This window comes from Paraburkholderia fungorum, from assembly GCF_046027605.1.
Lineage (GTDB): Bacteria > Pseudomonadota > Gammaproteobacteria > Burkholderiales > Burkholderiaceae > Paraburkholderia > Paraburkholderia fungorum_F.
On sequence record NZ_JAQQEF010000104.1, the window covers coordinates 1 to 244 of the forward strand.

Consider the following 244-nt stretch of genomic DNA (forward strand, 5'->3'; position numbering starts at 1 on the left):
CGTCGCGCCCCGCTGTCATTCGGGAGTATGCGACCCTGCACACAATCCACAATGTCAGGCATACCGACCTGTGGTCAAACTTCGAATACTGGTTTGGCGTGACACCCAATGACGTGGCGTCGCCCGAGGCGCAGGAGGTGACGCTCGCCGCAGCGCCCGCAGGCCACCATGTCTATCAATACCTGAAAGGAATGCGGGAGTTCTTCAAGCACATCTCGATGCAGCGGGTCGTCAAGGGGGCGCT

1 protein-coding gene is annotated in these 244 nt (G+C 60.2%); it reads left to right on the forward strand.

The annotated features are described in order from the left end of the window. Positions 1 to 244 (forward strand): hypothetical protein (locus tag PQR53_RS38925; RefSeq protein WP_408465908.1); only part of this gene is annotated, 244 nt, incomplete at both ends.